The organism is Insolitispirillum peregrinum, assembly GCF_900156605.1.
Taxonomy (GTDB): domain Bacteria; phylum Pseudomonadota; class Alphaproteobacteria; order Rhodospirillales; family Rhodospirillaceae; genus Insolitispirillum; species Insolitispirillum peregrinum.
Genome location: NZ_FTOA01000002.1, coordinates 198,007 through 218,715 on the forward strand (window position 1 = coordinate 198,007; position 20,709 = coordinate 218,715).

At 63.4% G+C, this 20,709-nt stretch carries 21 protein-coding genes; 3 read left to right on the forward strand and 18 right to left on the reverse strand.

The features are described from left to right. Positions 1-139: 139 nt before the first annotated feature. Positions 140-1,102: a hypothetical protein gene (locus BW995_RS04920; protein WP_076399600.1), complete on the reverse strand. Its 963-nt coding sequence runs from the start codon at positions 1,100-1,102 to the stop codon at positions 140-142. A gap of 86 nt (positions 1,103-1,188) precedes the next feature. Between BW995_RS04920 and BW995_RS04925 the strand changes: the two genes are divergently transcribed. After that, positions 1,189-1,485 carry a PqqD family protein gene (locus tag BW995_RS04925; protein ID WP_076399088.1) on the forward strand — a complete coding sequence of 99 codons (297 nt, stop codon included), beginning with the start codon at positions 1,189-1,191 and terminating at the stop codon, positions 1,483-1,485. Between the two features lie 10 nt (positions 1,486-1,495). Here the strand turns inward: BW995_RS04925 and BW995_RS04930 are convergent, their stop codons facing one another. From BW995_RS04930 to BW995_RS04950, 5 genes are all read right to left on the reverse strand, one after another. Then, complete coding sequence (locus BW995_RS04930) at positions 1,496-3,322, reverse strand: tetratricopeptide repeat protein (protein ID WP_139332767.1); 1,827 nt, start codon at positions 3,320-3,322, stop codon at positions 1,496-1,498. 146 nt (positions 3,323-3,468) lie between these two features. Further along, a complete protein-coding gene (locus tag BW995_RS04935; protein WP_076399090.1) occupies positions 3,469-4,044 on the reverse strand; it encodes a phage tail protein in 576 nt (191 codons plus the stop codon). Positions 4,045-4,211: 167 nt separating this feature from the next. After that, a complete protein-coding gene (locus BW995_RS04940; protein ID WP_076399091.1) occupies positions 4,212-4,757 on the reverse strand; it encodes a phage tail protein in 546 nt (181 codons plus the stop codon). A gap of 57 nt (positions 4,758-4,814) precedes the next feature. Beyond that, positions 4,815-5,399 carry a phage tail protein gene (locus BW995_RS04945; protein ID WP_076399092.1) on the reverse strand — a complete coding sequence of 195 codons (585 nt, stop codon included), beginning with the start codon at positions 5,397-5,399 and terminating at the stop codon, positions 4,815-4,817. A 521-nt stretch (positions 5,400-5,920) separates the two neighbouring features. After that, positions 5,921-7,165, reverse strand: a complete 1,245-nt coding sequence (locus BW995_RS04950) for a UbiH/UbiF/VisC/COQ6 family ubiquinone biosynthesis hydroxylase (RefSeq protein WP_076399093.1) — start codon at positions 7,163-7,165, stop codon at positions 5,921-5,923. A gap of 275 nt (positions 7,166-7,440) precedes the next feature. On the opposite strand from BW995_RS04950, the gene BW995_RS04955 reads away from it, so the two are divergent. After that, the gene (locus BW995_RS04955; RefSeq protein WP_076399094.1) at positions 7,441-7,779 is read left to right on the forward strand and encodes a P-II family nitrogen regulator; all 339 of its coding nucleotides are present in this window, start codon (positions 7,441-7,443) and stop codon (positions 7,777-7,779) included. A 218-nt stretch (positions 7,780-7,997) separates the two neighbouring features. On the opposite strand, the gene cobM is transcribed toward BW995_RS04955, so the two are convergent. From cobM to BW995_RS05005, 10 genes are all read right to left on the reverse strand, one after another. Then, positions 7,998-8,762, reverse strand: coding sequence for a precorrin-4 C(11)-methyltransferase (cobM, locus tag BW995_RS04960; RefSeq protein WP_076399095.1), 765 nt, complete (start codon positions 8,760-8,762; stop codon positions 7,998-8,000). Between the two features lie 122 nt (positions 8,763-8,884). Then, on the reverse strand, positions 8,885-9,172 hold the full coding sequence (locus tag BW995_RS04965) for a hypothetical protein (RefSeq protein ID WP_076399096.1): 288 nt from the start codon (positions 9,170-9,172) through the stop codon (positions 8,885-8,887). Positions 9,173-9,287: 115 nt separating this feature from the next. After that, positions 9,288-9,614, reverse strand: a complete 327-nt coding sequence (locus BW995_RS04970) for a hypothetical protein (protein WP_076399097.1) — start codon at positions 9,612-9,614, stop codon at positions 9,288-9,290. Positions 9,615-9,677: 63 nt separating this feature from the next. Continuing rightward, entirely contained in the window at positions 9,678-10,010 is a 333-nt protein-coding gene (locus tag BW995_RS04975) for a hypothetical protein (RefSeq protein ID WP_076399098.1), read from the reverse strand. A 317-nt stretch (positions 10,011-10,327) separates the two neighbouring features. Further along, positions 10,328-10,942: a hypothetical protein gene (locus BW995_RS04980; RefSeq protein ID WP_076399099.1), complete on the reverse strand. Its 615-nt coding sequence runs from the start codon at positions 10,940-10,942 to the stop codon at positions 10,328-10,330. 88 nt (positions 10,943-11,030) lie between these two features. Continuing rightward, positions 11,031-11,516: a hypothetical protein gene (locus BW995_RS04985; RefSeq protein ID WP_076399100.1), complete on the reverse strand. Its 486-nt coding sequence runs from the start codon at positions 11,514-11,516 to the stop codon at positions 11,031-11,033. Positions 11,517-11,685: 169 nt separating this feature from the next. Further along, positions 11,686-13,539 (reverse strand): precorrin-3B C(17)-methyltransferase, encoded by a 1,854-nt coding sequence (gene cobJ / locus BW995_RS04990; protein ID WP_245821291.1) that lies wholly within the window; start codon positions 13,537-13,539, stop codon positions 11,686-11,688. A 31-nt stretch (positions 13,540-13,570) separates the two neighbouring features. Next, a complete protein-coding gene (cobI, locus tag BW995_RS04995; RefSeq protein WP_076399102.1) occupies positions 13,571-14,269 on the reverse strand; it encodes a precorrin-2 C(20)-methyltransferase in 699 nt (232 codons plus the stop codon). Continuing rightward, complete coding sequence (cbiE, locus tag BW995_RS05000; protein ID WP_245821293.1) at positions 14,269-15,561, reverse strand: precorrin-6y C5,15-methyltransferase (decarboxylating) subunit CbiE; 1,293 nt, start codon at positions 15,559-15,561, stop codon at positions 14,269-14,271. Before cbiE ends, cobI begins: the two co-directional genes overlap by 1 nt. Positions 15,562-15,614: 53 nt before the next feature. After that, positions 15,615-16,706: a sirohydrochlorin chelatase gene (locus BW995_RS05005; RefSeq protein WP_245821294.1), complete on the reverse strand. Its 1,092-nt coding sequence runs from the start codon at positions 16,704-16,706 to the stop codon at positions 15,615-15,617. A gap of 183 nt (positions 16,707-16,889) precedes the next feature. Here BW995_RS05005 and cbiB point away from each other — a divergent pair, with 183 nt between their 5' ends. Further along, a complete protein-coding gene (gene cbiB, locus BW995_RS05010) occupies positions 16,890-17,897 on the forward strand; it encodes an adenosylcobinamide-phosphate synthase CbiB (protein WP_076399103.1) in 1,008 nt (335 codons plus the stop codon). A 156-nt stretch (positions 17,898-18,053) separates the two neighbouring features. On the opposite strand, the gene BW995_RS05015 is transcribed toward cbiB, so the two are convergent. Together BW995_RS05015 and BW995_RS05020 are read right to left on the reverse strand one after the other, a co-directional pair. Next, positions 18,054-19,559: a cobyric acid synthase gene (locus BW995_RS05015; protein ID WP_076399104.1), complete on the reverse strand. Its 1,506-nt coding sequence runs from the start codon at positions 19,557-19,559 to the stop codon at positions 18,054-18,056. Positions 19,560-19,669: 110 nt separating this feature from the next. After that, entirely contained in the window at positions 19,670-20,656 is a 987-nt protein-coding gene (locus BW995_RS05020) for a lipid-binding SYLF domain-containing protein (protein ID WP_076399105.1), read from the reverse strand. Positions 20,657-20,709 lie beyond the last annotated feature (53 nt).

Here is a 20,709-nt window from a genome sequence, read left to right on the forward strand (position 1 = left end):
GAGGAAAAGTCCTTGGGAACAATCTTAAGTTTTGTATCCCGCCCTGTCAATTGACCCTGTCCTGATATCTCTGCCGGGTGATGGTATTGTCGGGTGCCAGAGCCGTGAGCGCACACGCGGGAACCGGTTTTGCGCCCAATCACGGCGCCAGCAGGAGCCGGACCAGAGCGGGCAGCGCGGACAGGTCATCCTGGCGGCGCAATTCGGCAAAGGGAACGTGCTGTGCCACTGCTGCCAGTGCCAGCAACATGTCGGCTTGATAGCCCATGGCGATGCCCAGACGGGGGCGGTGGAACAGGTCATATTGTCGTAAGGCGGTGCTGCCCCGCAGCGGAAACAGCCCACCGTCATCCGGCTGCGCAACCCTCCGCAACAGGACGACCTGCCGCAGTGCCATCCGCTGTCTGGCGGCGGACGGGACGGGGACCTTGAACTTGTTCTGCCCCTCCCGCACCGGCTCCAGAGGCCCGGTGGGGATGGCAAGATGCCGGGCGGCATCCTGCCACAGCTTCAGATAGGCGAGACAGGGCAGGATGGTCGGGGAACCGGGAATGGAAACATCCAGCGCGCACAGATCATCGGACAACAGGGGGTAGCCATGCTGGTAAAACGTGGCCGCCAGTGTCGATTTGCCAAGGCCGGACGGGCCAGACAGCAGCAAGGCCCGTCCATTGATGTCGATGGCGCTGGCATGCAGGGGGATCAGCCCCCGGCGATAGCACAGGGCGGCCAGCACGGTCCCGAAAAAGAACAACCGTACCTCGGGGCTGTCGATGGTCATTCCGACCGCCGGAGCGATGGTGATCGTTGAGGGTTCGCCCCGTTGACCATCAAGCCGATAGGTCGCAATCTCCGGGACCACGAACCGGAAGGTGCTGTCGGTGAAATCGAGCAGCGGTCCAAAGCGGTGGACTGCACCCTCAAGGGGGGCCGCTGCTCCTTGACAAATGCGGACGTCGGGGCTGTGTCCGGGGTCTCCATCCCACGCTGCCAGCTCCGGGAACTGCCCATCGCTGTGGACCCGCCATCCGAACAGGGTATAGTCATGGCCGTTCTGGAGCGGGGGATGCGCCGTGTTCTGCTGGACAAGCATTTCAGACATGGGATAAATTTTCGGCCTGCTTTCGAGGTGAAAAGAGTCACCCATAAGAAAGTGGCAAGTCAAGGTATTCCGGGAGGGAATGGGACATGATTGAAGAAACCGACATGATTTCCAGAAATCAGACCATTCTTTCTGTTGATGTGCACGACGAGACCGTTTTGTTCAGTGCCAAAAATGGTATGTACTATAACCTGTCTGCCACCAGTCGCGAGATCTGGGCACGGCTTGCCGATCCGATCCGGGTTGGCAGCCTTTATGATGACCTGACGTCCTTCTATGGCGGGGAGCGGGCCGTCATTGCGACCGATGCTGGTGCGTTCCTGCTCCACTTGCAGGGATTGGGTGTGGTGGAGGTCACCCGTGGCCCGGTCGGCAGCGAGTGACCCCCCACCCTTACCTTGACGCGTTTTTCCCGCCTCGGGCATGGGTGTGCGCCAGTTCGCCAAGGGCGGTATACAGGGCGTGGATCGGTGTTTCCCACTGTCCCCATTCTTCTTGATGGAACAGGCGCATCCGGGGATACCACGGTGTGTCTTCCCGTCGGTGCAGCCAGCGCCAGCAATTGTCAAACCGTGACAGCATCAGCACCGGCACATCCAGCCCGCCAGCCAGATGGGCAACCGAGGTATCAACAGTCACCACCACATCCAGATGGCGGATCAGCGCGGCAGTGTCGGCGAAATCCCGCACCTCGTCCATCCAGTCGTGGATCGGAAACGGTGCCTCGGCCAATTGCAGTCGCGGTGGCCCCAGTTGCAGGTTGACGTAATCAACGCCAGACAGGCCACCCAGCGGGGCCAGAGCGGCCAGCGCGATGCTGCGGCGGCGGTCGGTATTGCTGGCGACCGGATCGTGCGCCCGGTGGTCCCCCGCCCATACCAGACCGACTTTCAGGCCACGCAGACCAGCCAGACGGGATGCCCAGACATCCGTATCCTCCGCTGCCGGGGCAAGATAGGGGGGGAACGCCTGAATGGCATCGGGCCGGATGCCAAAGCGGTGCGGCAGGGATAACAGGGGAAGACCATAATCCCAGCAGGCGGGGTCCGCCCGCAGTCCCTGTTCCTCGACCTGCAGGCGCGGGTCGGATACCCGGAACAGGCGGATCAGCGACGGGGGGGCCAGCAGTCCGACGGTTGCCCCCTGGTCGGCCAGCTGGCGGGCATAGCGGAAGAAATGCAGGCTGTCGCCCTGGCCCTGTTCGCATTCCAGCAGAATTCGCAGGCCGCGCGGGTCGCCACCGGGCCAGCGGGGCAGCGGTTCGATGCCATGCCAGACGATGCTATTGCGCGGGTAGCGGGAACGGGCCTCGTACAGCTCCCACCCCTGTTCCCAGTTGCCCGAGCGCAGGGCGTCGCAGGCGTGCAGAAAGGTCATCATCCCCGCCTGACTACCGGGTGACAGGGTGCAGGCTTGCTGATGCAGGGCCGTACTGCGGTCAAAATCGCCGTGCAAACCGGCAATGGCGGCCAGATTGGTATAGGGAACGGCGGAGTTTGGCTGATGACGGAGCGCTTCTTCAAAGGCGTGCCGTGACTCGTCAAAACGCCCCTGAAGACGCAGGGCAACGCCCAGATTGATCCAGCCCCCCGGGCTGTGCGGGTCAATGCTGTCAAGGATGTGCCGGGCGACGGCCTCGGCCTTGTCCTGATTGCCCATCGTGCTTTCAATGGACGACAGGTTGATCAGGGTGATGTGGTCGTCGGGATACAGTTCGGCGGCAACCTTGATTGTGTTATGGGCTTCGACGAATTGCCCCAACCGTTCATAGGTGACGGCCAGATCGCACAGGATGCCAGAGACGGCAGCATTGATCCCGGCGGCTTCTTCCAGCAGGGTGCGGGCGCCTTCAAGGTGGCCGTCGTTCATCAGGGCCGAGGCGGCCACATGCAGCAATCCAGCCAGTTGGGCGTTGCTGGAATGGCCGGGAACCCGGCGATTGACCTCGCGCAGGACCTCGATGGCCGGGATCTCGTTCCCGTTCGCCAGATGGGCCTGCGCCAGTTCGACCAGCGCGTGATTCATGTCCGGGCGCAGCCTGACCGCCCGCTCCAGGGTCTGGATCGCCTGCTGGTGCGCCCCCGCCGTCCGGTGCAGGGTGCCAAGCAGGGTCAAGGCCGCCGCGTCGGCGCCGCCAGCATCATCCATCTGGCCGAGAAGGGTGCGGGCTGGCTCGAGCCTGCCTTCACCGTACAAAAGACATGCTTGTTCAAAAGACACGGGCGGACCCTTCTTTTCAGGCAAGACCCGGAGCGGTGAGCCTGAACGGTAAGCCGTGCCCCCGGGCTTCAGGTTTCAGGTGTGTCGCAGGGTTTTTGCGGAAACCGGTTTTCACGAAAACCGGTTCCCCCGTTTCGGGCACTGTGTTAGTTCGGATTCGGCATGAATATGCCCTCATAGCAAATGCAGAAATTGAGCGGCAAGTACGGCTGGACGTTGTTGTGGGCCTGCCCCGAGCCAGCAACGCTGATACTGTACTGGCTCATCTCGGCCGTTGGAGTGGTGTTGGAAGACCAGATATCGTAGGTGTTGGCCCCTGACCGGACGAGCCCGAGGTAGCAGGTGCTGTCCGCCGTTGCAACCTGCGTCACCGCGACTGTTGGCCCATAGCCTTGTGCGGTGTGGGAATGGCTGGGCATCTGGCTCCAGGAAAGGGTAACTTCGTTGATCCCCCAGGCATTGCCCAGTGTCATGTTTGCCGAGGAAAGGACGGTTGCGCTCGGGGGCAGAGGGCCGCCGTTAGCGGGAGAGACCACCGCCCGGCCCTGCATGTTGGGCAGGCCAAAGGTTGTTCTGTTGTCGCCGCCATACCTGAAGCCAAGCATGGCGAACAAGGCCTGATATTGGTTGATGCTTTGGATGCTGCCATTACAGGGAAGCCATCCCTGCGGCGTGAAGTTGAATGCAAATGGACGGATTTCCCCAATAAACGGGTCACTCATGGGAAGTCTCCTTGAAAGAATGAGGCAGACGCCTATGGTCCTGCCATGAATTACGTGCTCGACCGGGAGTGATGGTGTGACTCTGGTTCCTGCGTCTGGTCCGACAGGCTGTCACGCCCTTCTTCGGCCACAGTCGGGGGAAGGCAGGCGTCCTTACCTGAAACGCGCTACGATAAATTCGGGTAGATGCCGGAAATACAGATAATATAATTCATGTTGATAACCGGCATTCCATTGTAGTGCGGCTGTGATCCTCCAACTGCGCTGACGGCGGTGGGTGCCGTGGTTGCCATGGCGACCAGGGTGCCGCCGGCGACCGGTTTGGCATAGCCGGTAAAGCCATTCGGCAGGGCGGCAGGCATGGAGCCGGACTGCGGAACGGTCTGGGTTGCAGGTGTGGTCAGCACGTTCAGGGTGTGGGTATGCGGCGGCAACTGTGCCTCGGTCAGGGTTACGGCAAAGGTGCCGCCGGTCGCCCCCAGGGGATAGGCGCTGGTGGTGGTGGTGGCTGTCGTGTTGATGCCGACGGGCAACACCAGTTGCAGGTTCGGCAACTGGAATTTGGTGACGCCGTCACCGCCATAGGTGACGCCGATCAGGGAATAAAGAGCCGGATAGGCCTGGATGGCAAGTGAGGCGCCATTGCACAGTGCCCAGTCCTGAGGGGCATAATTTCCGGCAAACAGCCGGATCTGGCCGATGAATGAGTCCACGTTTGTCTCTCCTTGGCAGTCGCAGATGTCAAAGCTGACGTTTGCAGGGCTGTGCAATTACCATTCGCGCGGGGGGTAAATCCCTTGTGTGCAGATGCAATACTGCAAGGCCAGATAGGGCTGGCGGTTTTCATGGCCCTGACCACCGCCGGTCGGCAACAGGGAGGCTGCTGCCAGTGAGGTCATGCTGCCGCTACCGGGAGCGTAATAGTTCGGCGGATTGGGTGCTGCTGTGGGGGTGGTTGTGGTGCGCTGACAGGTCCCCAGGATAGCTCCGGCAATCGCCCCGGATGCCGCCGGGTTGAGGGTGGTGGCATTGAACGAATGGACATGCGGCGGCATCTGCGCCGTGGTCAGGGTGACGCTCTCGCTGCCACCTTGCCCGGCGGTTCCGATCGGTATGATCTGTCCGGGCTTGATGGAAGAGTTTGACGAGTTTACACCGTATCCAACGACCACCCGCCCGCGCAGGTCGGGCAGGGCGAAGGTGGTGCGTCCATCGCCGCCGTATGTTGTTGTCAGCAAGCTGAACAAGGCGGCATTGGACTGGATCTGCAAGATCTGGCCTTCGCAAGGCGTCCATTCCGCAGGCTTTTTGCCGAAGGCGAACAATGAGATTTCGCCCAAAAAGGATTCGGACATGAAGATTGCCTCCCCATAAGTGTTTCTCCGTACTATCACCATTCATGATGGTGATGCCCGGTATAGGAGGTGAGAAAGGCAATGCCGTAAAGAGAGTTAAATTATGTAAGAAATATCTTTCCATGTTGACTGGCGGGGAAGGGCGACAACCTATGGATGTTGTCTTGTCATGCCTGAATACATGATCATGCTTGTGTTGGCAGAAGAAATCGTTTTGCGTAACAGGATAAGGAAAATCTCTTCTGCCGACAGATGTTGGCCGTAATGGGGCCCTACACCAGAAGCGATGATCCGGCTGTTATCTGGAAAGGTCTTGGGGCTAACGTCTAAAATCTATGAGAGTATTATTCCATAAAAATCTTTATGAGTGATTCTTGTCATCAAAGGCACCACACCCAGAGCAACAAGAAAGGGGGTAGCCAAAAGGACTACCCCCCCTGAAACGCGTCTGATCAGACAAAAGCCCGGATATCCCGCCCCCCATCAGGGGTATTGGCGGTCGCCCGCTGCGGGCTGAAGCCCTAGCAGGATTCTCCCCGCATCAGACGGGGCAGCTTGCCAACGTCCCCCATGGCATGTTTCATGAAAAAGACCTTCAGTTTCGGCAGGCGGTTGACAGCGGCAAGCCCCAGCGTGCGGGCCAGTCGCAGCGGCTTGATGTCATTGGAAAACAGCCGGACAATCCCGTCGGTCATCCCCAGCATCAGCATGTTGTCCGGGCGACGCCAGCGCTGGTAATCGGTCAGGATGGCGGTGCTGCCCAGATCCACCCCCAGCCGCTTGGCGTTCACCAGCACTTCGACCAGTGCCGCCACGTCGCGCAGGCCATAGTTCATCCCCTGTCCGGCGACCGGGTGCATCCCGTGGGCGGCGTCGCCAACCAGTGCCAGCCGGCGGTCAATGTAGCGGTCGGCGAATTGCAGGGTCAGCGGATAGGCAAACACCTTGCTGACCACCTTGACCTCGCCGAGGAACGAGCCGAACCGGCTGATCAGTTCGGCATGGAACTCCTGCGGGCTCAGCGACAGCAGGGAGTCAATCAGGCTGTCCTTTTCCGTCCACACCAGCGAGGAATGATGGCCCCCCGGCAACGGCAGGATGGCGAACGGACCCGAGGCAAGGAAGCGCTCATGGGCAATCCCCTGATGGTCCTTTTCATGCCAGACGGTCATCACGATGCCGGACTGGTGATAGGGCAGGGTGGTAATGGAAATGCCCGCCATCTGCCGCACCTGCGACCGGCGGCCATCGGCGGCCACCACCAGCGCAGCGCGCACGGTTGACCCGTCACTCAGCACGGCGGTCACGCCATCCTGCGTCCGCTCCAGACTGACCAGCGACACCGGGGCCAGCATGGTCAGGTTGGGCAGCTCGGCAGATCGGGCAAAAATACCGCGCCGGATGGTGCGGTTCGATGCCATCCAGCCCATTTCCTCACCGACATCCTGATGGTCGTAATGCAGGTAAAAGGGGCTGTCGCTGTCGGTGACCCGAATATCGAGGATCGGCTGCACATCGGGTTTCATGTGTTCCCAGATGCCAACCACCTGCAAAATGCGCTGACAGGCTCCGGCGATGGCCGACGAGCGGCCATCATAGTCGTCTTCCAGCAGGTGGTCCTGGCTGTCCCGGTCCACCACCACGGCACCGATGCCATGTTGAGCCAGGGCGCATCCCAGTGTTCCGCCAACGAGTCCGCCACCGATGATCAGCACGTCGGTGGTCAGGGTGGCCCCGGAGGAGGCAAGGGGAGTGGAAGAGGACATGGGCGTGTCTCCTGCAACACTGCGGCAAAGGAAAGAAACCGCCGCACTGTGGACCGGTGACAGGGGGTTGTCCAGCGTTTCGGCGGGGCGTGGATCTCTTTGGAAAGAGTACAAAATGATTAAAAAAGGGTCATTGCATAAAAAGTATCCACGCCAATCCGTCGGAGAGGCGCAGGGTATCCCCCGAATGGGCCATTCCCTGCTTTCCGGTGAGTTGGCATGACTTTTGAATGATGTCTTGTCGAACAGGGTAGGCTTTGGCCAGAAAAACGATCATGAAACTCATCACTGCCGTCATCAAACCGTTCAAGCTCGATGAAGTCCGCGAAGTGCTCGTGGCGATGGGCCTGCACGGCATGACTGCCACCGAAGTCAAAGGCTTTGGCCGACAAAAGGGGCAGTCTGAAATGTATCGTGGTGCCGAGTACGAGATCAGCTATCTGCCAAAGATGAAGCTGGAAGTGGTGGTGACCGATGATCAGGTCGATCAGGTGGTGGCAACCATCCAGAATCAGGCTCGGACCGGGCGCATTGGCGATGGCAAGATTTTCGTCACCGACTGCACCGAGGTGGTGCGGATCCGCACCGGCGAGACTGGCATCGAAGCCTTGTAGGGCCGGTATCCCCTTTCGGGTCTGGCAAGGCAGAGGTCTTTACGCCTGCCGTTCCGGTTTTGCCAACAGGTCGGTTGGCTGTGTGTTTTGTATTTGGTGTGTTATCCGGCGTTTCCTCCGGCTGGATGTGGTGTGACATCCAGTCTCTTTCCTCCCTCTCTTTACCCCCGGTCGGATCTCTCCCCGACCGGGGGTCTTTTTTTGTCCAAAGCGGGCTGTTACGCCTCGCGGGCCGGGCGCAGGATGTGGCTGTGGGCGGCGTCATATAGTTTGGAATCGGTGAATTCGCTGTCGCCGAACACCTGCCCGACCATGATCAGGGCGGTGCGGGTCATGCCGCTGGCTTTCACCTGCTCGCGGATGGTTCCCAGTGTGCCACGCAAAATGGCCTGATCGGGCCAGGTGGCGCGATAGACCACCACCACCGGGCAGTCTTCGCCATAAAAGGGCGACAGTTCCTTGACCACCTTGGCCAGATTGTTGATCGACAGGTGAATGGCCATGGTGGCGCGCGCCTGTCCCAGCGTGGTCAGGTCCTGCCCTTCCGGCATGGCTGATGAACGGACGGCGGTGCGGGTCAGGATGATGGTCTGGCTGATGTCGGGCAGGGTCAGTTCGCGCTGGATGACGGCGGCGGCGGCGGCAAAGGCCGGAACACCGGGGACCACATCATAGGCAATCCCCAGCGCGTCAAGACGGCGCATCTGTTCGGCAATGGCACCATAGATCGACGGGTCGCCGGAATGGACGCGGGCCACGTCCTGCCCTTTGGCATGGGCGGCGGTGATCAGGTCGATGATCTGGTCAAGATCAAGGGCGGCGGTATCGACCACCTGCGCCGTTGCCGGAGCCGCAGCGACAATTTCAGCCGGAACCAGTGATCCGGCATACAGACACACCGGGCACTGTTCAATCAGGCGAAGGCCGCGAACGGTGATCAGATCGGGGGCTCCCGGTCCGGCTCCGATGAAATAGACGGTCATGGCTGGCGAATCCTGTCTTGTGGGGCGCAATACCGGCTCCGCCCGGCCCGTGCAGGCCAGAGGAAACGGCAACAGGGTCGCACCTTGCCTGAACTGTCCGTCAGAGGCAAACGCACAAAGTACTAATTATTGCCCGGCCCGCTGGTCGTATCTGAAGACGAACTGCTTGATGAGCTGCTGCTGCTGTCACTGTCTTCTTTTTTGGCCTTGACCGCCTTGCGGGCGGCGGCCTTGTTACGGTCGTCCTGCTTGCGGGCTTTTTCAGCTTTTTCGGCATTGGCCTTTTTCAGCTGTGCGGCCATGTCGGCAGCACCGGGCAGGTCAGCAGCCAGAGCGGCCTGCGGGGCTGTCAGACCAATCATGGCCCCGGTAGCGGCAACGGCCAGCAGATGACGGGACAGGAGAGCCATGGGAGAAATCCTTTTTCGGCAACAGGAGTGATCTACCCTGATACGGTCGATGGCCTGAAAACGGGCACCCCTCCCGCAGGTGCCTTGCGGGAGGGGTGTCCAGGGCCATCAACAGTTACTGCTGCGTCTTGGCCGGGGTGGTCGGGGCCGGAGCGGCCTTGTCCGTCGGGGCGGTCGGCGCCTTGGGGGCGTCCTTCGGGGCTTCCTTGCCCTGCTCTTTGCCGTGGTCCTTTTCGTGACCCTTTTCGTGTTCCTTGGCCTGTTCCTTGGCCTGTTCCTTGCCGTGCTCCTTGGCCGGGGCCTGTTCCTTGGCCGGTGTCGTGGCTTCGGTGGTGGTCGCCGGGGTGGTGGCGGTGGAGGTCTGGGCCGAAGCCTGCAGGGCGACGCCGGAAATCAGGCCAGCGATCAGGGCGGGAGCGAGGAATTTGAGCGACGTGCGCATAATGACTGATGTCCTTGAAAGAGGGGGGCAGGAGAGGCGCTACGCGCCATGCGATCCTGGGGGTTACTGCTGGGTCTTGGTCGGGGTGGTGGGGGTCGGAGCGGCCTTGTCCGTGGGGGCGGTCGGCGCCTTGGCGCCATCCTTGGCGGCGTCCTTCGGGGCTTCCTTACCCTGCTCTTTGCCGTGGTCCTTTTCGTGACCCTTTTCGTGTTCCTTGGCCTGTTCCTTGCCGTGTTCCTTGGTCGGGGCCTGCTCCTTGACCGGTTCCTTGACCTCGCCGCTGACCGGGGCGGCGGTCGGGCTGGTGGTTTGCGCAGAAGCCGGCATCATCATGGCGCTGGACAGCAGGCCGGCAACCAGAGCGGGGGCAATAAACTTCATCGCAGTACGCATCATAAGAACCTTGGTCCTGTGAGCCGCTGGAAAGGGGCTCGTGATGGGGCCCAGAGCCAGGATCTGGCTGTCTGGTATCGCAGGAGGGGCTTCGTTGGTGAAGGTTGATGTCCCCTGCTGACAGAAAGGAGTATCGCCACCTCTGATGGCAAAACGATGGCTGATTGTGGCAAGGCTGTGGAGTTTGTGGGGTCTTTTCAAGAAGGGGGATTCACAATTCTGGCGTAATTCCAACGCTCTGCCCGGGCACAATCCCGGCAAACGAAAACGCCGCCCGAAAGCGGGCGGCGTCTGGCAGGTGAGGTGCGATGGCTGTCGTCTTATGGCACCACATCGCGCATCACGTCGATCACCCGCTGGCTGCGCTGATCGACCAGCAGCATGTCATGGCCATAGATCACCCGCTCAAAGCCGGGGCGGACTGGCAGGCGTCCAGTCAGGCCGGGAGGCAGGTCTTCGACATAGCGTGAGGGCAGGCGATCTCCCCGGCGGATGCGGTCCGGCGGCATGTCGCGATAATCGTAGCGTGAGCCGCCATAGGAAAAATACTCACCGATGATGGCCTGTTCCAGCGCGGTGAAAATACGCTCGGTCAGAGTCATGCGCGGGGGCGGGGCAGGAACGGGGACCGGCACCGGAACAGGAACCGGCACGGGAACGTAGTGGGGGGGCGAGGCCTGATGCTCATAGCGTTCCCGCGACCAGCGATCCCGGTCCTGATACTGGCCCCTGTCCCGGTCCTGATACTGGCCTCGATCCCGGTCCCGATCCCGATCGTCATATTGCTGATCGCGGCGATTGCGGTCATACCGATCATACCGATCATCATCGTCAGCCAGGGCTGCGACAGGAAGCGTTGCCACCAGTGACAGGGCAAACAGGGCAGAAAGAACGCGATGGGACATGGCGGCCTCGCAGATGGGAAAACGGCCCATCCACTGCCATTCAGATCAGGTGGATGAGCCGTGAAACATCAATCGTGGAACATGGGCATTGCGGCCCGGCAGAACAAGCGGGGAAAAGTTACTTCACCGCACCCGTAAGGATATCGACGATAACGCGTGAGGCGATTTCGACCAGCAGGACGTCTGATCCCACCACCACCCGTTCATAGCCCGGACGTGGCGGCAGACGCTTTTGCAGGCCCGGAGGCAGCGGCGCGCCATAGCCAACCGGCAAGGTGCCGCCGCGCACCACCTGATGGCCCGGCGGGATGCGGCCGTGCTTCACCTGACCCGGTGGCAGCTTGCCGTAATAGCCGCTGATTGCCGACCGTTCGTTGTCGGCAAACGGCGATCCTCCCTGCGGGCCGTTCTGCGACTTACCCTGTTCTGGTCCGCGACCATGGTCCTGTCGCATCTGCCCCTGTTCCTGCCCGTGGCTGTCGCCCCGGTCATCCGGGCGACCCTGGGCAAAGGCTGACAGGCTGTTGAGCAGGACGGCTCCGGCCACCAGCGATCCAATCGCAGCGGCGGCCAGGCGGCGGGAGGACAAGCGGCGGGTGCTCATGATCGGCGGCTCCAGGCGGAAAGGGTGGGGGCATTGGCCCCCGGTCAGGTCTGTTCCGGGCGATGTTGTCCCGGTCAGTGTTGACAGTATGCCCGCCGCATAGGGCAGAATTCAGGCAGCACTATGGTTTTTTGGTAAGGATTGCGTCAGGGCTGCGGCCTGTCTGCTTTTACCCCCGCTTCCACTTGTCGCCATAGCCGCGCGGGGTATAGACCCAGTCGCGGCGATCATGGCTGAGGCGACGGCTTTCCGAGTTGCCGACCAACACCAGCGTCAGCATGTCGGCCATGTCGGGGGTCAGCTCGGCCAGATCAACGATGGTGATGCTCTCACCGTCGCGGCCCAGATTGCGGGCCAGAATCACCGGCGTGCTGGCTGGGCGGTGCTGCAACAGGATGTCGCGTGCCTCGGCCAGCAGGTCGCGCCGCCGCAGCGAGACCGGATTGTAGAACCCGATCACAAAGTCGCCTTCGCCCGCTGCCGCAATCCGCTTCAGCACCACATCGCGCGGGGTGAGCAGGTCAGACAGCGACAGCAGGCAGAAGTCGTGCCCGATCGGAGCCCCGGCGCGGGCGGCGGCGGCCTGAATGGCTGATACCCCCGGCTCGACACTGACCTCGACCATTCGCCAGTCGGCGCGGTCTTCGTGGTCCAGCAGTTCAAACACCAGCGTCGCCAGAGCAAAAATTCCGGCATCGCCGGAACAGACCAGCGCCACCGTTCGGCCTTCGGCGGCCAGATCCAGCGCCTTGCGGGCGCGTTCTTCTTCCTTGCCAAGGTCGGTCTGATGGCGGACCTTGCCGGTGGTCAGCGGGCCGAGCAGGTCCAGATACAGGCCATAGCCAACCAGATCACTGCACCCGGCAACGACAGTGGACACGGCAGGCGTCCGCCAGCCATCGCTGCCCGGACCGATGCCGACGATGGTCAGGCGACCACGCGGACGGCCACAGGCCGCCCCGTCGATCGCCACCGCCGAGCGGCCGATGGCGCAGGTCGAACGGCGGCTTTTGGCCTTGGGAACCACCAGCGCGCCAGCAGACCCGACCGCCGCCAGAGCGGCCCCTTCGGCCACACCGTGACAGCCGACTTCGGTGAACACCACTTCCGACGGGGTCAGCAGGCGAGGGGTTTCTTCTTCCAGCCGTTCAGGGCTGTAGAAGCGGGCCGGAACGCCCATCTGTTCGGCCAGCGCATGAACGGCGGCTTCGTTGGACTTCACCGACACCGACACCACCGCCGCCACCGCCGCCGGAGCCAGCCCGGCAGCCGCCAGCGTCTGGCTCACCAGTGCCGACAGGTCACTGAGCGGGGCGTTGCGTTCACAGCCAACCCCCAACGCCAGCACCGGCGGATGATAGACCAGCGTGTCGGCAGAGCCGCTGTCTTGCCGGTCGGTGATCCGCAGGCACAGGGCGGCATTGTCCTGTTCGGTCAATGATCCGGCGCGCAGCCAGTCAGCCAGCGCCGGGTCCAGTCCGTCGGCGCAGTCAATCCGCACCGGCTCACCGGCCAGCAGGCGGGCCATCAGCGGGGCGGTGTCCTGCGGATTGGCCAGCGTCCAGCCAGCGGGCGGCTGATCCAGCGTCACCCCCAGCACGCTGTCGCCTGCGGTGGTGATGGCGGCAACCCCGTGCAGGGCGTCGGCCACCTGCCGGGCCAGCGCGTTGGCTCCGTGATGGCCGCCGAGCAGCGGCACCACCACCGAGCCGTCAACCGCCACCGCCAGCACCGGCGGTTCGCTTTGTTTGTCGGTCAACAGCGGGGCCAGTGCCCGGATGACAATGCCGCTGGCGCACAGCGCAATGATTGGCCGCCCGGCCTGAAACAGTGCCTGCAGATGAGGCAGGGTATTCTCGAAAACCTCGGCGGCATCGGTGCAGGCTGGAACCCGGCTGCCGAACACATGCAAAACCGCCGACGGCAGGGCGGCCACCACCCGGCGGGCGGTTGGCAGGGCCACCGGATTGAGAACCACCACCACCGGCGAGGAAGACAACATCAGGGAAGAGGGAGCAGACACAGGCAGGCCTTTCCGAAACAGCAGGGGAACGTTACGGCGAGGGCCGCCGGGCGAGGATCATCGAGAAATAGGGCACACCATCGGGCCGGTGCAGGGCCTCGGGCAAGGGCAAAATCTGCTGGTCCGGGTGGCTGGCGCGAATCACGCACACCGCCCCCTCGGCCAGCCCGGCCTGCTGCAAGGCGGCGGCGACGGTGGCCAGATGGCGACCGACCTTGAACACCGCCACCGCTGCCACCCCATCAAGGGCACGCGCCAGATCGGCGGCAGGCAGGGTGGCGGGCAGGCACAACAACGGCTCGCTGCCCAGGGCCAGCGGGCGGACAGCAGCCGCAGCGCAGGTGGTCAGCGAGGACACGCCGGGCACCACCTCGATGCGGGTTGCGGTGGGAACCCGTGGCAGCAGATAGGCAAACGAGCCGAACAGCAGCGGGTCGCCTTCGCACAGCACCACCACATCCTGACCAGCGGCCAGCCGGGCGGCGATCTGTTCCGCGCCGCTGTCATAGGCGGCGTTGGCCGACCGGCGATCGGGAACAAAGTCCATCGCCATCACGATATGCTCGGCGGTGGCGGGCAGGTGATGCCCGGCAATGCTCAACGCTACACTGTCGCCGCGCGGGTTGGCTGGATAGGCCACCACCTGCGCCGAGGATAAAATACGGACGGCTTTCAGGGTCAGCAGCTCGGGATCACCCGGCCCGACACCGACGCCATACAGGGTTGCCATCAGGGTTTCTCCGCACACAATTGGGTCAGGGGGGCGAGGGTATCCCAGCGGGTCAACCGTCCGACCGGCTGGGTCCGGCTGACCGCCAGACGGCGCAGTTCGCCACCATGGCGGCGGTGGAAGTCCAAAACCACCTGTTCGGCTTCCAGCGTCACCGCGTTGGTGACCAGCCTGCCGCCAGCGGGCAGGCGGCTCCATAGCTTGTCCAGCAGGCCGGGGCGCGAAACGCCGCCGCCAACAAAGATCACATCCGGCGGCTGCTCGTCATCCAGCGCCAGCAGCCCGGCAGGCAGATCGGCCAGCATGGTGCGCAGGGTAGGAACCCCCAGCGCCTGCGCATTGCGGACCACCCGGGCCAGTCGCAGCGGGTCGCGCTCGACCGCCAGCGCGGTGGTACGCGGGGCGGCGCGCATCCATTCGATGGCAATGGAACCGGAGCCAGCGCCGATATCCCACAGGTGCGCCCCCGGCCACGGAGCCAGCGCCATCAGGGTCAGGGCACGGGCTTCGCGTTTGGTCAGTTGTCCGTCGTGTTCAAAGGCTTCATCCGGCAGGCCGGGAGTGCGCGACAGCGGGCGGGCCCCCTCGGCCAGCACGCAGTCAATCGCCAGCGTGTTCAGCGCCGGGATGGTCTGGTCTTCAGATCCCGGATTGGCGGAAAAGTGATCGGCGCGCGCGCTGAACCGGCCTTCGTTGATTCCCCCCAGATGCCACAGGGCGGTGATCTGCGAGGGGCCATAGCCACAATCGCACAGCTCTGCCGCCACCTGTGCCGCCGTCTGCCCATCGTGAGACAGGACCAACAGGCGTTGGCCGGGGGCAAAGTGCAGGCGCAGGGCGGCAACCGGCCGACCGTGGGCGGTCAGGCACAGACAGTCCTGTAGCGGCCAGCACAAACGGGCGGCGGCCAGCGAAAAGGCGCCGGGGGTTGGCAGGACGGCCATCTCCCGCTGAGGATCATGGCCTGCCTGCTGCAACGCCTGAGACAGGGTGGACCCCAGCCCGAACCACATCGGATCGCCGGTCGCCAGCACCACCGTCGGCTGCCCACGGCGGGCGAGGATGGTATCCAGCGTTTGATCCAGCGTGGTCCAGCCCACCCGCTGCGCCGGACAGTCGGCGGGTAGGTGATCGAGGCTGCGTTGCCCACCGATCACCATGCTGGCGGCGCGGATGATGGCAATGGCTGGCGCGGTCAGGCTGGCCGCACCATCATCCCCGATGCCAACCACCGTCAGCCACGGCGCGGCGGTGTTTCCCACCGCCGTTGTTTCACGTGAAACACCGCTCACCCGTTTGTCTCCTTGTCGCGGGCCGGTTATGGCCCCCTGTCGTGGGGAAAAGTTCAGTCGTGGGACTGCGGATGATGGTGATCATGGCCGTGATGATCGTGGTCGTGATCATGATCATGGTGATCATGGTGGTGATGATCATGCCCATGGTGATGGTGCCCGTGGTCATGCCCGTGGTCATGATGGTGATGATGTCCATGGTCGTGGCCATGATCATGATCGGTCCCGGCACCGCGCACATGGTGATGGTGCCCGGCCTGAATGGTCCCGACATCCTTTTCAAAACCGATCACCTGCTCGCGGTATTTGCACAGCTGGCAGTTCATCGCCACATCGCCGGACAGGATGCCCTGAACCCGCTCGACAAAGCTATCGATCACCAGCGGGTGATCATTGAGGTAGGGAGCCTTGGCGAACTGGATATCCGGCGACAGGGCCGCGGCGTCGTCAACCCAGTCATAAATGCGGCGGACCAGAATGCCGGTGAACAGGAAATAGGGGAACACCACCACCCGCTTGTAGCCCAGCTTGACGCAATGGCGCAGACCGGCATCGACCAGCGGCGCGGTCACACCCGAATAGGCGACTTCGGTCCAGCCGACGCCACAGCCTTCCCACAGCATGCGGGCGACCTTGTTGACGTTGGAATTGGCGTCGGGATCGTTGGTGCCGCGCCCGACCACCAGCAACAGGGTGTCGGCGCGGTCAACCGGCCCAAAGTCGCGGTCAGCGGCGGCAATGGCTTCTTCGACCCGCTGGCGGGCGGCCTGCAACAGTTTGGTATCGATGCCCAGTTCCTTGCCGAACGAAATGGTCAGCTCCGGATGGGCGGCGGCATAGGCGTTGACTTCCCACGGCAGGTCGTTCTTGACGTGACCGGCGGCGAACAGCATGCCCGGCACGGCCAGAATGCGGGTACAGCCCGCTTCGCGCAGCTTGTCGAGGCCCTGATGGATGATCGGGCGGGCAAATTCCAGAAAGCCGCTTTCGACCGGCCATTGCGGCAGGCGTTCGCGCAGCAGCACAGCCAGCCGGTTGAACTCATCGACGGCGGCGACATCGCGGGAGCCATGGCCACAGATCATCACGCCGATCTTTTCAGCGGGGTCGGTGCAGGGCGCGCAGGGGGAGGAGGTCTCGGTCATCGGTCGCTTGGTCCTTGCCTTCGAGCGGGTTAACGAAATATGGTCCTGTGTCCGGGACCCTGGTCCTTGCCTTCGGGGTCCGACCCTGAGCCTGTCTCAGGGGACAAAGGCGGGGCGGACTATAAAGCGTCTTGTAATGCGGCGCAATTGAGCGTGCCGTTTCAAAGAAGGCAACTGTGGGCGATGTTTCCCCTTGGTATCTGGCCGACGCCAGCCTATGACCCGTTCCTGATCCTGTTCCTTGCCTTGCTGCTGGATGTGGCGGTGGGCGAGATGCCATGGCTGTACCGGGCGATCCCCCATCCGGTGGTGGCCATCGGGCGGCTGATTTCCTTTCTGGACCGCCGTCTCAACCGTCCGCAACGCAGCCACGGTGAGCGGCAGGTGCGCGGGGTGATGGTCCTGCTCAGCCTGTGCGCCTTGACCGGCGCGATTGGCTGGCTGGTGCAGAAACTGGCGATGACCATGCCCTATGGCTGGGTACTGGAATTGCTGTTGCTGGTCAGTCTGGTGGCTCAGCGCAGCCTGTACGATCACGTCAAGGCGGTGGCCGAGGGGCTGGCGCAGGACGGGCTGGCCGGGGGTCGCAGAGCGGTGTCGATGATCGTCGGACGCGACCCGGAACAACTGGATCAGGCCGGGGTGTCGCGCGCCGCCATCGAATCCTGTGCCGAGAACTTTTCCGATGGCATCGTGGCACCGGTGTTCTGGTATGTGGTGGCCGGGTTGCCGGGGATCATGATCTACAAGACGGTCAATACGCTGGACTCGATGATCGGCCACAAAAAGCCGCACTATCTGGCCTTTGGCTGGGCCAGTGCGCGCTTTGACGATCTGCTGAATTTGCTCCCGGCCCGTTTGGGGGGGGTGTTGCTGTGCATCGCCAGCCTGTTTGTGGTCCACGGCTCGCCGGTGTCGGCCCTGCGCACCATGCTGCGGGACGCTGGCAAGCACCGCAGCCCGAATGCGGGCTGGCCCGAAGCCGCCTGTGCCGGCGGTCTGGGACTGGCCCTGTGCGGGCCGCGCCTCTACAGCGGCGAAGGTCTGGTCAACGAGCCATGGCTGGGCGACGGGCGGCGGGACGCCCACGAAGGCGACATCCGCCGCGCCGTCTGGCTGATGGTGGTTGGCTGCCTGCTGAATGCCGCCTGGATCGCCCTGCTGTGGATCGTGCAGTTGTTGTTGGCTTAGAGCATTGTGCGAAAAGTGGGAACCGGTTTTCGCAAAGACAATGCGGCATGGAAAGACCTGCATTGTGCGAAAAGTGGGAACCGGTTTTCGCAACAACAATGCGGCAAAACAAAATGTTAGAGCGGCGTGCCTGCGTCTGATTGAACGCACGCTGCTCTAGCTGACCGGGGTCGCCAGCGCCAGCAGGGCCGACAGGTCCATGTGGCGCTCCAGATGATCGGCCAGCGCATCCAGCGCGGCCTCCACGCCCTGCTCATAGGCGGCTGTGCTGGGGCTGCCCCATTGCGCCAGCAGGTGCGCCCGATAGGCATCGCTGGCGAACAGCCCATGGATATAGCAGCCCATCACCTGCCCGTCGGGGCTGATCGACCCTTCCGGGCGACCATCCAGCCGCAGCCACGGCGAGGCGAGGCCGGGGCCAATGGTCTGGCCCATGTGCATCTCGTAGCCCTGAATCCGGCAGCCGCTCAGCTCGTCGTGGGCGCTGGTCTCGGTCAGGGTCTTGTGGCGGGTGATGGTGGTGGATAGCGGCAGCAATCCCAGTCCGGCAGTTTCCCCCGCCCGGCCTTCCAGACCGTCGGGGTCGAAGACCGTTTCCCCCAGCATCTGATAGCCCGCGCACAGGCCGACAATCCGGCCGCCCCGGCGATGGTGGGCCAGCAGGTCGATATCCCACCCCTGCAAGCGCAGGAACGCCAGATCGGCGCGGGTGGCCTTTGATCCCGGCAACAGGATCACGTCGGCATCCAGCGGCAACGGCTGACCGGCAGGAATGACGCTGACCTCGACCGATGGCTCGGCGCGCAGGGGGTCGAGGTCGTCAAAATTGGCAATGCGCGACAGGCGTGGCACCACCACCCGCAGGCGGTCGGTCCGCGGGCCGCTGGAGGGGCGCAGACTGTCCAGTGCCATGCCGTCTTCCGGCGGCAGGCGGGCGGCATCGGGGAACCACGGCAGCAGGCCGCAGGCCGCCCAGCCGGTGCGCTCGGTCATCAGGGCCATGCCATCGGCAAACAGGGCCGGGTCACCACGAAACTTGTTGATCACAAAGCCCTTGATCCGCTGCTGCTCGGCGGGGGGCAGCAGGACGTGGGTCCCGACCACCTGCGCCAGTACCCCGCCACGGTCAATGTCCCCGATCAGGATCACCGGCAGGTCGGCGGCTTCGGCAAAGCCCATGTTGGCGATGTCGGCAGCGCGCAGGTTGACTTCGGCGGCGGACCCCGCACCTTCGACCAGCACCAGATCGGCCTCACTGGCCAGCCGGTGGAAACTGTCCAGCACACGCGGCAGCAACGACGGCTTCAGCCGGTGGTAATCGGCGGCTTTGGCATTGCCCAGCACCGTGCCGCACACCACCACCTGACTGCCAACATCCGATTGCGGTTTCAGCAGGATCGGGTTCATCAAAACACTGGGGGGAACCCCGCAGGCTCGCGCCTGCAATGCCTGCGCCCGGCCGATTTCGCCCCCCTGCGGACAGTCCGGCGAGGGTGGGGTCACGGCGGCATTGTTGCTCATGTTCTGCGGCTTGAACGGCCGGACCCGCAGCCCCCGGCGGGTAAAGGCCCGTGCCAGCCCGGCGACCAGCAGGCTTTTGCCGACATCGGAGCCGGTACCCTGAAACATCAGGGCGCGGGGAGCAGGCGAGGCTGGGGGCATGACGGGAACCTTTGCAAAGACAATCCGGCAGGTAGTCTTGCCGAAAACGGGCGAAAAAAAAATCCCGGACAGAGCGGGCTGTCCGGGATTTTTCTGTCAGCGGGGACACTTTATTGCAGGGTGCTGCCCTGTTGCGGCACCAGCTTGACCGGCGTCGAACCGGTCGACGACGCGCCAGAACTTTTGACACTGCTGCTGCTGCTCTGGACGGTGGTGCCGGGGCTGTCGAGTTCCTGCACGTCCATCGACGAGCGGCCAGAAGTGCTCCCCGACGCGCTGCTCCCCGACATGCTGCTGCTCTGACTCACCGGCTGGCTGCTGCTGTAGGAGCTGCTGTTGCTGGCGGGGGTGCTGTTGTACGAGCCGTTGGAAGACGACGACGGCGCAGCCGGTGTGCCGCTGGCCGGATGGAAGTTCGACGCCGTATCCAGCGCGGCAATCAGCGCGTTGGCGGCCTCAAGGGTATAGCGGCGATCAAAGACGATTGATTTGCTGTTGGCATTGGCACCATAGAGCGCCCGGTTCCAGTCCGGGCGCGGCTCGATCCCGGCCCCTTCGATCACCCCGCCACCATAGGCTCCGGCAGCATGGGAAAAGGCGACAATATCCGCCCCGGCGGCGCTGGTGGTGGCGGCTTCGGCGCCGCCGCCCCAGGTGACAATCGCCAGATTGACCCCGGCCCCGACCTTGAAGCGGTCTTCCATGATCGCCTGCAGACCCTTGTCGGTCATGATCATGTACATGATCTCGCGCTCTTCGGCCCCGATCTGCAGGCCGAGGCTGCCCGCGGTCATGCGGTAAAAGGCCGGCGGTGAAAAGACCCCGCTGTCGTTGCGCACCATCAGCACGCCGTTGCCATAGGCGCCGCCGACAATGAAACCGGCCTTGTAAAAGCTGGGAACGATCAGCACCCCCCGCGCCCGCGCCAGCGACGGCTGCCAGTATTCGGGAAAGTGCTCATCGGCTTGCAGGTGCTGCACGGTCGAGGTGGCCTTGGCGACGGTCGCCAAAGCGTCGGAGCGTTCATCCGCCCGTGCGGGTGCGGTGGTCAGCAGAACCAGCGACACCGCAGCGGTCAACAGAGTGAAAAAGCGCATCGGACCTCTCTTGCCTCCACGGCGGAAGGCGTCATGCAAAACAGGAAAAAGGA

Excerpts from the sequence above, each read along its gene's own strand:
- BW995_RS04920 (WP_076399600.1), bottom strand. The coding sequence starts at position 1,102 with ATGTCTGAAATGCTTGTCCAGCAGAACACGGCGCATCCCCCGCTCCAG.
- BW995_RS04925 (WP_076399088.1), top strand. The coding sequence starts at position 1,189 with ATGATTGAAGAAACCGACATGATTTCCAGAAATCAGACCATTCTTTCT.
- BW995_RS04935 (WP_076399090.1), bottom strand. The coding sequence starts at position 4,044 with ATGAGTGACCCGTTTATTGGGGAAATCCGTCCATTTGCATTCAACTTC.
- BW995_RS04945 (WP_076399092.1), bottom strand. The coding sequence starts at position 5,399 with ATGTCCGAATCCTTTTTGGGCGAAATCTCATTGTTCGCCTTCGGCAAA.
- BW995_RS04950 (WP_076399093.1), bottom strand. The coding sequence starts at position 7,165 with ATGTCCTCTTCCACTCCCCTTGCCTCCTCCGGGGCCACCCTGACCACC.
- BW995_RS04955 (WP_076399094.1), top strand. The coding sequence starts at position 7,441 with ATGAAACTCATCACTGCCGTCATCAAACCGTTCAAGCTCGATGAAGTC.
- cobM (WP_076399095.1), bottom strand. The coding sequence starts at position 8,762 with ATGACCGTCTATTTCATCGGAGCCGGACCGGGAGCCCCCGATCTGATC.
- BW995_RS04965 (WP_076399096.1), bottom strand. The coding sequence starts at position 9,172 with ATGGCTCTCCTGTCCCGTCATCTGCTGGCCGTTGCCGCTACCGGGGCC.
- BW995_RS04970 (WP_076399097.1), bottom strand. The coding sequence starts at position 9,614 with ATGCGCACGTCGCTCAAATTCCTCGCTCCCGCCCTGATCGCTGGCCTG.
- BW995_RS04975 (WP_076399098.1), bottom strand. The coding sequence starts at position 10,010 with ATGATGCGTACTGCGATGAAGTTTATTGCCCCCGCTCTGGTTGCCGGC.
- BW995_RS04980 (WP_076399099.1), bottom strand. The coding sequence starts at position 10,942 with ATGGGCCGTTTTCCCATCTGCGAGGCCGCCATGTCCCATCGCGTTCTT.
- BW995_RS04985 (WP_076399100.1), bottom strand. The coding sequence starts at position 11,516 with ATGAGCACCCGCCGCTTGTCCTCCCGCCGCCTGGCCGCCGCTGCGATT.
- cobI (WP_076399102.1), bottom strand. The coding sequence starts at position 14,269 with ATGGCAACCCTGTATGGCGTCGGTGTCGGGCCGGGTGATCCCGAGCTG.
- BW995_RS05005 (WP_245821294.1), bottom strand. The coding sequence starts at position 16,706 with ATGACCGAGACCTCCTCCCCCTGCGCGCCCTGCACCGACCCCGCTGAA.
- cbiB (WP_076399103.1), top strand. The coding sequence starts at position 16,890 with ATGTTTCCCCTTGGTATCTGGCCGACGCCAGCCTATGACCCGTTCCTG.
- BW995_RS05015 (WP_076399104.1), bottom strand. The coding sequence starts at position 19,559 with ATGCCCCCAGCCTCGCCTGCTCCCCGCGCCCTGATGTTTCAGGGTACC.
- BW995_RS05020 (WP_076399105.1), bottom strand. The coding sequence starts at position 20,656 with ATGCGCTTTTTCACTCTGTTGACCGCTGCGGTGTCGCTGGTTCTGCTG.